The following is an 8,522-nucleotide window of genomic DNA, read 5'->3' as shown; positions in this document are numbered from 1 at the left end:
AAAGCACCTTACCGCTCCGGCCTTGATGGCGGCCATCCGACAGGCGACGACCTCGAGGGAGATCCAGACTCGGGCCGAGGCCGTCGGCCAGACGATCCGCCTCGAGGACGGCGTCGGGACGGCCGTTCGGTTTATCGAGAGCCAACAGGCCGGCGCGGCCAACGTGGCAGGGTAGCTGCGAGGAGCCAGCTACCGGCGTCCGACCTCGAGGGCGAGCCGTCCACCGCCTAGGCGGAGATGGCCCGTGGGAATAGCGACCGTGGAGCGACCTCGAGGACGCCTCTTCTCCCCCTTCTCGCCTCGCGCAACGGCGCCCTCGAGGTACCCTCCGGTCCGCCTCCCGAGACCCATGCTTTCCTTCGAGCTCCAGGCCGAGTGCCCCGAGACCGGCGCCCGCGCGGGCCTGCTGACGACCGACCACGGGACCGTCGAGACGCCCATGTTCCAGCCGGTCGGGACGGTCGGCAGCGTGAAGGGGTTGGCGCCGCGGACGCTCAAGGGCGACCTCGACGTGCGGATCCTGCTGGGCAACACGTACCACCTGGCGCTTCGGCCCGGCCGCGAGGTGCTCATCGAGGCCGGCGGCCTGCACGAGTTCATGCGGTGGGACCGCCCCATCCTGACCGACTCCGGCGGCTTCCAGGCGTTCTCCCTCGGCGACTTGGTCAAGGTCACCGAAGACGGCATCGCGTTCCGCAGCCACCTCGACGGCAGCCGGCTGTTCTTCTCGCCCGAGGAGGTCGTCGACATCCAGCGCGACATCGGGTCGGACGTGATGATGGTGCTCGACGAGCTGACGCCGGCGACGGTCGACCGGGCCGAGTCGCGGCGGGCCAACGAGCGGACCGTCCGATGGGCCGAGCGCGCGTTCGACCACTACCGTGCGACCGAGCCGCGCTACGGGCACCACCAGTCGCTGTGGCCCATCGTCCAGGGCGCCGTCTTCCCCGACGTCCGGCGCGAGTCGGCCCGTGCGCTGGTCGATCTGGGGGCCGAGGGCTACGCGATCGGCGGGCTGTCCGTGGGCGAGGTGGCCGAGCAGATGTACGACACCGTCGAGGTCGTCAACGAGATCCTGCCGGCGGACCGGCCGCGCTACCTGATGGGCGTCGGGACGCCCCAGAACCTGATCGAGAACGTCGCGCGCGGCGTCGACCTGTTCGACTGCGTCATGCCGACGCGCAACGCGCGGACCGGGAGCCTGTTCACGACCGAGGGCCTGGTCAACATCAAGAACGCCAAGTGGAAGACGCACTTCGGGCCGGTCGATCCCGGCCTCGAGGTCTACCACTCGCAGACGTTCTCACGCGCCTACCTCCGCCACCTCAAGATCGCGAACGAGCCGCTCCACGTCGAGATCTCGAGCGTCCAGAACCTGGCGCTCTACCTGTGGACGATGCGGCAGATGCGGGCGGCCATCGTGGAAGGCCGCTTCCCCGCGTGGCGGGCCGAGTGGTCCGAGCGGCTGGCACAAAAGGCGTAGCCGACCTCGAGGTCGAGCGCGAAAACGTTCGGCCTCGAGGACGAGCCTGCGATCGACCTCGGGAGGTTGCAGCGCCGGGAGCTCTCAACGGACCTCTCCCGCCCGAGAGGGAACGTCGCGACCGGCCTCGAGGACGAGTGCGAGCACGCCGACCTCGAGGCCGTGCCGCTACTCCATCACGTCGAACTGCACGTTGCGCGTCCGCCCTCCTCCGTCGGCCACGAATCCGGTGATGGCGCCTGACGCGTCGCGGTCGAAGTCCAGAGTGATCGGGAAGCCGCCGTAGGCCGTGACCACGACCGTGTCGTCCGTCGTCAGGCGGGATGGGAAGGCGTCCGCGACGCCGGGGACGCGCGTGACGAGGTCGCCGTCCTCGAGGGCGAGCACGTACACGACCTGGAGCTCGTCGCTGTAGTAGCGACCGGCGTAGTCCCCCAGGTCGGTCGGCTCGGCCGTCGCCATCGGCTCGACGTCCTGCTTGGTCGCGCGGTTGTCGCCGTTCTGGTGGAGCGTCGCGGAGCGGACGACGCCGTCGGCGTCGCGGTGGAACGTGACGCCGGCCTCGACGGCCGTGAGCACGAACGTCGAGTCGGAGGTCGGCAGGATCTCGAGCGGGCCTTGGCCGGTCGCCTGGGTGAGGTAGCCGCCGTCGCCCCTGCGGAACTCCAGGACGAAGCCCGGCGCGATGTCGAGCGCGTAGCGGCCGGCGTAGTCGTCGAACAGGTCGTCGTCGAAGTCGGCGGCCTCGAGGTCGGAGTCGGCCGCGCCGTCGTCCTCGACGAACCGGTCCTCGAAGAACGCCCGCGCGACGCGCGTCGCGAACCCGGTCGCGTCGTCCGGCCCGTTGAACTCGACGATCACGCCCGCGTCGATCTCGGGGAAGTACATCAACATCGAGCGGTGCGCGTTGTCGGCGCCGCCGTGGTGGACGCGGCGCAGGCCGCCGAGCTCGTCGACGAACAGGCCCAGCCCGTACTCCGTCGCCTGGCCGTCCTCGAGGACGAACGGCGTCGTCATCTCGCGGATCACGTCCGGCCCGCCCAGCTCGGCCGTCTCGAAGTTGCGCACCCAGCGCCCCAGGTCGCCGACGGTCGTGTAGATGGCGCCCGCGCCCATGGCCGCGTACAGATCCACGGCGTCACGCCACTGGCCGTCCTCGCCCGGCAGGTAGCCCTGGGCGCTGTTCGGCACGATCACCGTCGGGTCGGCGCGGACGACCGTGTCGGTCATGCCGAGGGGTCCGAACACGTTCTCGGCCATCCACTCGGGGAAGCCTTGCCCCGTCACGCGCTCGACGATGGTCGCGGCGATCGCGTAGCCGGAGTTGTTGTAGTTCCAGACCGTGCCCGGCTCGTCCTGAAAGGCCGGCTGGCGCTGGATCATCTGGACGACTTCGGCGCGGTCGATGTAGCTGCCTTTGTCGATCCGCCGGCCGGTCAGGGCGAGCGTGTTCAGGAACTCGCGGTAGCCGCTCGTGTGCGTCAGCAGGTTGCGGATCGTGACGGTCTCGCCCAGGTCGGGGAGCTCCGGGACGGTTTCGCGCACGTCGTCGTCGAGGTCGAGGTCGCCGCGCTGGTCCAAGAGCGCGAGCGCCATCGCCGTAAACTGCTTGCTCGTCGAGCCGATGTTGGTCCGGGTGTCGAGCGTCATCGGGACGCCGTGCGTCAGGTTCGCCATTCCGTAGGCGCGCTCGAACACGACGTTGCCGCCCTCGAGGACGGCCACGAGCGCTCCGGGGCGGTCGCCGTCAAAGCGGGACATCGCCTGGTCCACCTTGCCGGCCGGCGTCGTCGCGACGGGCTCGAGGCGCGCGAGCGCGATGGTGTAGTCGCCGGCCTCGTCCTCGAAGGGCGCGACGGTGATCGTGTAGCGCCCGGCGGTCTCGGCGGTAAACTGGAACGCGTCGGCGCCGCGCGCCGGCCCGTCGAACTGGCCGATCTCTTGGCCGTTCGGCCCCTCGACCGTCACCACCACATCGACGGTGAGCTGCATCACGGCGCCGGAGACGAACGTGTCGTCCTCGAGGTCGAGCGTGTAACGATCCGCGTCACCGGCCTCGAGAGCGCCGGACGGGCTCGCATCGAGGACGAGCGGTCGGGCTTCCTGAGCGTGGGCCACCGCCGACAGGAGAACGACGAGACCGACAAGGCGCGAGAGGTGGGACATGACAGGTGTTGGAGCGAGGGTCGGCTACGGGTGGGCGTCCTACCAGTTGCGACGCTCCCTCTGATGGACGCCACAAAAAAAGGGGCGGAGCCCGAAGGCCCCGCCCCACATTCGTCCTCGAGGGCTGCGACGTCAGCGCAGTCAGCGGGCGCTACCGGATCACGGTGACGGTCCGGCTGATCGCTCCCGTGGCGGTCTCGAGCCGCAGCACGTAGACGCCTGCGGCCAGACCGCCGACCTCGAGGGCGACCGTCTGCTCCGAGGCTCCGACGGGTCCGTCGACGAGCGTCGCGGCGCGGCGGCCGAGCGCGTCGTAGAGGACGACGGTCGCGGGGCCGGCCGCGGCCGTCTCGAACGAGACCGTGGCGTCGGACGCGATCGGGTTCTCGACCTCGAGGCGGAGGCCCGCGGTCGGGTCGTCCTCACTCGACGTCTGGTTCGGGAGCGGCGTCAGGATCTCGGTCGTACCGTCGGCGAAGACGGCGACCAGGCGGTAGCGGGGGCGCTCGGCCTCCTCACCCGGGACCTCCAGGAAGAACCCCGAGGACAGGACGGTGGCCGCGCGGCCCGCGTCGTCGTCGAGGTCGGTCGTGGACGTAAAGACGAACACGTCGCCCTCGCCCGGATTGACCTCGGACGTGACCTCGAAGAGCGTCCGAATGGGCGCGACGGCTTGGTAGTCCGTGACGCCGAGGTAGTCGACGTCCTCGAACACGACCTCGCCCTCGAGGGAGAGATCGACGACCGAGAACGAGTCGGGGGCGCCGCGGACGAACCGGAGCGCGACCGTCGAGGCGTCGGCGGCGGCCTCGAGGGCGTCCGTAGCGACCAAGAGCGTCACGGCGTTCGAGCCGGTGTCCTCCCCGATCTCCTCGTCGGACGCGATCAGCTGCGTCGCGGACCCGGCCTCGAGGTTGTACGTCTCGGAGAACAACGGGCTCGAGTTGTCGGCGTCGTCGCCCAAGGTCACGTCCACGGTCAGGTCGGTGCCGGCCGGGACGTCGACGAACGGCGTCGCTGCGCGGAAGGCGAAGTCGTCCAGGAACAGGTCGCCGTTGACGTACACGTCGACCGTGTCGCCAGCGATGAACGGGTAGTTGTGGATGACCTGGAGCCGCGCCGTCATGCCGCCGCTGGAGCCGTTGGCCGCACCGGGCGAGGGGGCCGCGACGACGAACGTCTCGGACCCGTCGGGCGAGCGCTGGATGGACTCGTTGTCCTTGTCACCGTTGGCGTCCTCGTCTTGCTGGACGGTCTCACCGAGTGCGGCGAGCAGGTCGGTATCGTCGTCGTCGGCGGTGCCGTAGACGACCGCGTCGATCAGGTTGTCGGTGGTGATCGGCGTGTCGGTCGGGAAGTCGGCCGCAGCGCCCGTGTAGAGCGCGACCGCGTCCGGCCCGTTCTGGAAGAACCCGCTGCCGCCCGGCGCGACCTCGAGGTCGACGTTCGCGACACCCGGGTTGCCGATCACGAGGTACCCACCGGCGTCGATCGAGAGCCCATCGAGGTCGATGGCCTGATACGAGGCGTCGTCGTTGCCGTTGTAGAGCACCAGGACGGCGTCGTCGAGGGCGACGGCATCGGAGCCGCCGTTGTAGAGCTCGACGAACTCGGCCGTGTCGGTGCCCGGCGTGTCCGAGTCGACCTCGTTGATCGTGACCATGCTCAGGTCCGCGGCCTCGCGGAACTGACCTCGGACCTCGCCCATCTGGTTGTCGGTCGAATGGACGTTGGCGTAGACCAGGCCCGCGCGGATCGAGTCCGCGAACGTCTCCCGGACGGTGTAGGTGTTGGACGCGGCCTCGAGGGTGCCGCCACGGTTGTCGGCATCGAGGTCGACGACGAGCGGGACCACGACGGGGCCGTTCTCAGTCGCCGATCCGCCGTGGAGGTGCGTCCCGATGGTGGAGGCGTAGTCGCTCTCGAGACCGGAGAACGAACCGGACACGACGAGCGTGGTCCCGTCGAGCGTCGCGGTCAGGCTACCGGTGGCGGCGGTCGTGACCGGGGGCACCTCGTTGGCGCCGGAGAGGGTCGTGGTAAAGGTCTGTGCCGCTGCGAGCGGGACGAGAAGGAAGGCCGCGAGCGCGGTGAGGGAGTGGCGGAGACGCATGAGAGAGAGATGTGTAGAGGTGCCTGCCTGAGACGGCCGGCTTCCCGAATGGGTCCGACGAAACCCTAACGGTTTCGTGAGATGCCGGTGACGAGCCCCTGGCGGAGTCTCTGAGGAGTCGGCGCCGGACGGCAACGCTCGCCCTCGAGGACGCGTTGTCTCGGCTAGCTTTCGCAGCCACCCCTTACGCCATGGCCCGCCAGTTCGACGTCCCCGACTTCTACCGGAGCCCCGTCGTCGGCCGCGTCAAGGCCGCCCGGACGGCGGCGGACCCGCGCAAGCGCGACCTCAGCCCGAGCGTCTTGGACTTCGGACCCGTACAGATCAAGCTGGCCCGCCATTTCGGGTTCTGCTTCGGCGTCGAGAACGCGATCGAGATCGCCTACCGCGCCCTGGAGGAGCACCCCGACAAGGCGGCGGCTGGGCGGATCTTCCTGCTGTCCGAGATGATCCACAACCCGCACGTCAACGACGACCTGCTGGCGCGCGGCATCCGATTCCTACGAACGACTTCCGGCGAGACGATCATCCCGTTCTCAGAGCTCGGCCCGGCCGACTTGGTCATCGTCCCCGCGTTCGGCGCGCCGACCGAGACGCTAGAGGAGATCGCCGCACGGGGCGCTGACGTCGCGTCGTACGACACGACGTGCCCGTTCGTTGTTCGCGTCTGGAAGAAAGGCGCCCAGATCGGCGGCAAGGGCTACACGGTCGTCGTCCACGGCAAGTGGAAGCATGAGGAGACGCGCGCCACGTTCAGCCGCGCCGCCGCGACGGGGCCTGTCGTCGTGGTGCGCGACCCGGAAGAGACCGAGGCCTTAGCGGCCGTCATCGAGGGCCGAGAGGACGCCGCGTTCTTCTGGGACCACTTCCGCAACCGCACCTCCGACGGCTTCGACCCGGACCGTGACCTGGGACGCGTCGGCGTCGTCAACCAGACGACGATGTTGGCGACCGAGACGGCGGCGATCGCCGAGCGCGTCCGCGTCGCCATCGAGGCCCGCGACGGGAGCGACGACGCGTTCGCGGACACCAGCGACACGCTCTGCTACGCGACCAAGGAGAACCAGGACGCGACCGAGGCGCTCATCGCCGACGGCGCCGACGTCGCGATCGTGGTAGGCGGCTACAACTCGTCCAACACGTCGCACCTGGTCGAGTTGTGCGAGGACGCCGGCCTGCCGACGTACTTCGTCAAGGACGCCGACGAGTTGGTCAGCCCGTCCTCGATCCGGCACTTCGACTGGCGCACCAAGACCGAGCGCGAGACGGCCGACTGGCTCGACCTCGAGGGCGACGGCCCGCTCAGGGTGTTGCTCACGGCCGGCGCCTCGTGCCCGGACGCGCTTCTGGACGCCGTCATGGCCCGGTTGCTCTCGTGGGTCCCAGACCCTCTGCCTGTCGAGGAGGCGCTCGCTCCGTTCGAGGCCGAGACCGCGTAGGTCCCCGCCCTCGAGGTCGGCGCGTTCTAGCCGTCGCCTAGCAGAGCTCCCAAACCGCGACGCTCGCCCTCGAGGACGGGCTCCGACGGATTCGCTTCGTCGTAGGCCGCGCTATCGCGGACGTTCTTCTGAACCGTGATCGCGCCGAACAAGGCGAGCAGGAAGGCCATCGCGTAGAACCCCTTCTCGCTCAGCGCGAGTCCCGCGTTCCACAACCCGACCGTCAACAACACGATTGCGGTCGTGACCGCGAGCCAGCACAGGCCGTAGTACAGCGACGTCACCGGCACGCCCTCGAGCCGGTCGCGGACCGACTTCTGGAGCGAGATCACGCCGAACAGCCCGAACAGCAACACGGTCAGGTAGTAGCCCTTCTCGTTCAGCATCATCGAGGTCGCGTTCCACAACCCGATCATAAACGATACGACGCCGATGAGGAGCGCGGCCCAGGAGGCGCCGATGAATGCGGGTGTGGGACGTTGAGCAGTCATTGCAGGAACCGGAGGCGAGAGATCGACCAAGGTCTCAACCTCGCTCCCGGCCAGCATGATGAGATCGCACCACTCGCGATGGTACAATCCGCAGCCGTCGGCTCAGTCCGCGACCCCGTTGTCCAGGCTGATTCAGGCACGACCACACTCGTCACGAGGCTGAAGCGCCACGGGTCCGACGAACGCCACGTCGCGACGTTGCTCGGGCTCGAGGTCGGTACTCACGGCGGTGCCCTCGGGCGCCTACCTCGTCACCTCTATTCGATCTGTGTCCAGCGAACGAACCCGCTGCCAACCGTTCCAAAGTTGGTCCGTGTCCAGTAGCTCACGGGACCGACTCCGGCCTCGAGGACGATGCTCGGGCCGAGAAACGAATCGCGCGTGATGAACAGACTTATGGTCCCCGCTTCGGCAAAGCGTGGGATCTCCTGACCAAACGGCGCGAGCGGCCGCAGCCCGGCTCGGCCGCCGGGGAATGGCGGGGCGTCTGTGGTAACCAGCGAATCCGTGACGGTCCACGCCACCGTCCGGTCGACGCTAGGGCTGCCGGTGACCACCCATGAATCTGTCGCAGCGTCGTAGCGCTCGGCCACCAGTGAGACGCGTTCGCGGACGGCAAACGCCCTTGCCCCACGGTCGCACGCGCCCGCCGAAACGACCTCGAGGGCCGCAGTCCCCAACTCCCGCGTCGCCGGCCGGCCGGTCGGGTTCTCCGAGGCCTCTACGTCGTATGACCACCGTGCCCCGACCTCGATAGGGAAGACGTCGACGTGGCCGGGTTGGACCGAGGCGGGGCACGGATCGAGGACGGTGACCTCGAACGTGTCTGC

General features: G+C 69.1%; 6 protein-coding genes. 2 read left to right on the top strand and 4 right to left on the bottom strand.

Annotated elements, in window-relative coordinates; genetic code table 11:
* Nucleotides 1–349 precede the first annotated feature (349 nt).
* Nucleotides 350–1,483 carry a tRNA guanosine(34) transglycosylase Tgt gene (gene tgt, locus WBA11_RS11820; protein WP_424520885.1) on the top strand — a complete coding sequence of 378 codons (1,134 nt, stop codon included), beginning with the start codon at nt 350–352 and terminating at the stop codon, nt 1,481–1,483.
* A 168-nt stretch (nt 1,484–1,651) separates the two neighbouring features.
* On the opposite strand, the gene WBA11_RS11815 is transcribed toward tgt, so the two are convergent.
* Both WBA11_RS11815 and WBA11_RS11810 read right to left on the bottom strand, forming a co-directional pair.
* Nucleotides 1,652–3,649 carry a serine hydrolase gene (locus WBA11_RS11815; protein WP_424520884.1) on the bottom strand — a complete coding sequence of 666 codons (1,998 nt, stop codon included), beginning with the start codon at nt 3,647–3,649 and terminating at the stop codon, nt 1,652–1,654.
* Between the two features lie 151 nt (nt 3,650–3,800).
* A complete protein-coding gene (locus WBA11_RS11810) occupies nt 3,801–5,762 on the bottom strand; it encodes a CHRD domain-containing protein (RefSeq protein WP_424520883.1) in 1,962 nt (653 codons plus the stop codon).
* A 191-nt stretch (nt 5,763–5,953) separates the two neighbouring features.
* Between WBA11_RS11810 and WBA11_RS11805 the strand changes: the two genes are divergently transcribed.
* On the top strand, nt 5,954–7,201 hold the full coding sequence (locus tag WBA11_RS11805; protein WP_424520882.1) for a 4-hydroxy-3-methylbut-2-enyl diphosphate reductase: 1,248 nt from the start codon (nt 5,954–5,956) through the stop codon (nt 7,199–7,201).
* 26 nt (nt 7,202–7,227) lie between these two features.
* Here WBA11_RS11805 and yiaA read toward each other — a convergent pair whose 3' ends face one another.
* Nucleotides 7,228–7,692 carry an inner membrane protein YiaA gene (gene yiaA / locus WBA11_RS11800; protein WP_424520881.1) on the bottom strand — a complete coding sequence of 155 codons (465 nt, stop codon included), beginning with the start codon at nt 7,690–7,692 and terminating at the stop codon, nt 7,228–7,230.
* 257 nt (nt 7,693–7,949) lie between these two features.
* Nucleotides 7,950–8,522, bottom strand: a 573-nt coding sequence (locus WBA11_RS11795) for a hypothetical protein (protein ID WP_424520880.1), incomplete at its 5' end; no start/stop codon positions are given.

Origin of the sequence: Rubrivirga sp. (assembly GCF_049648075.1) — a bacterium.
GTDB lineage: Bacteria > Bacteroidota > Rhodothermia > Rhodothermales > Rubricoccaceae > Rubrivirga.
The sequence above is the reverse complement of the archived record's forward strand: the minus strand, read 5'-3'. Positions and strand labels throughout refer to the sequence as shown.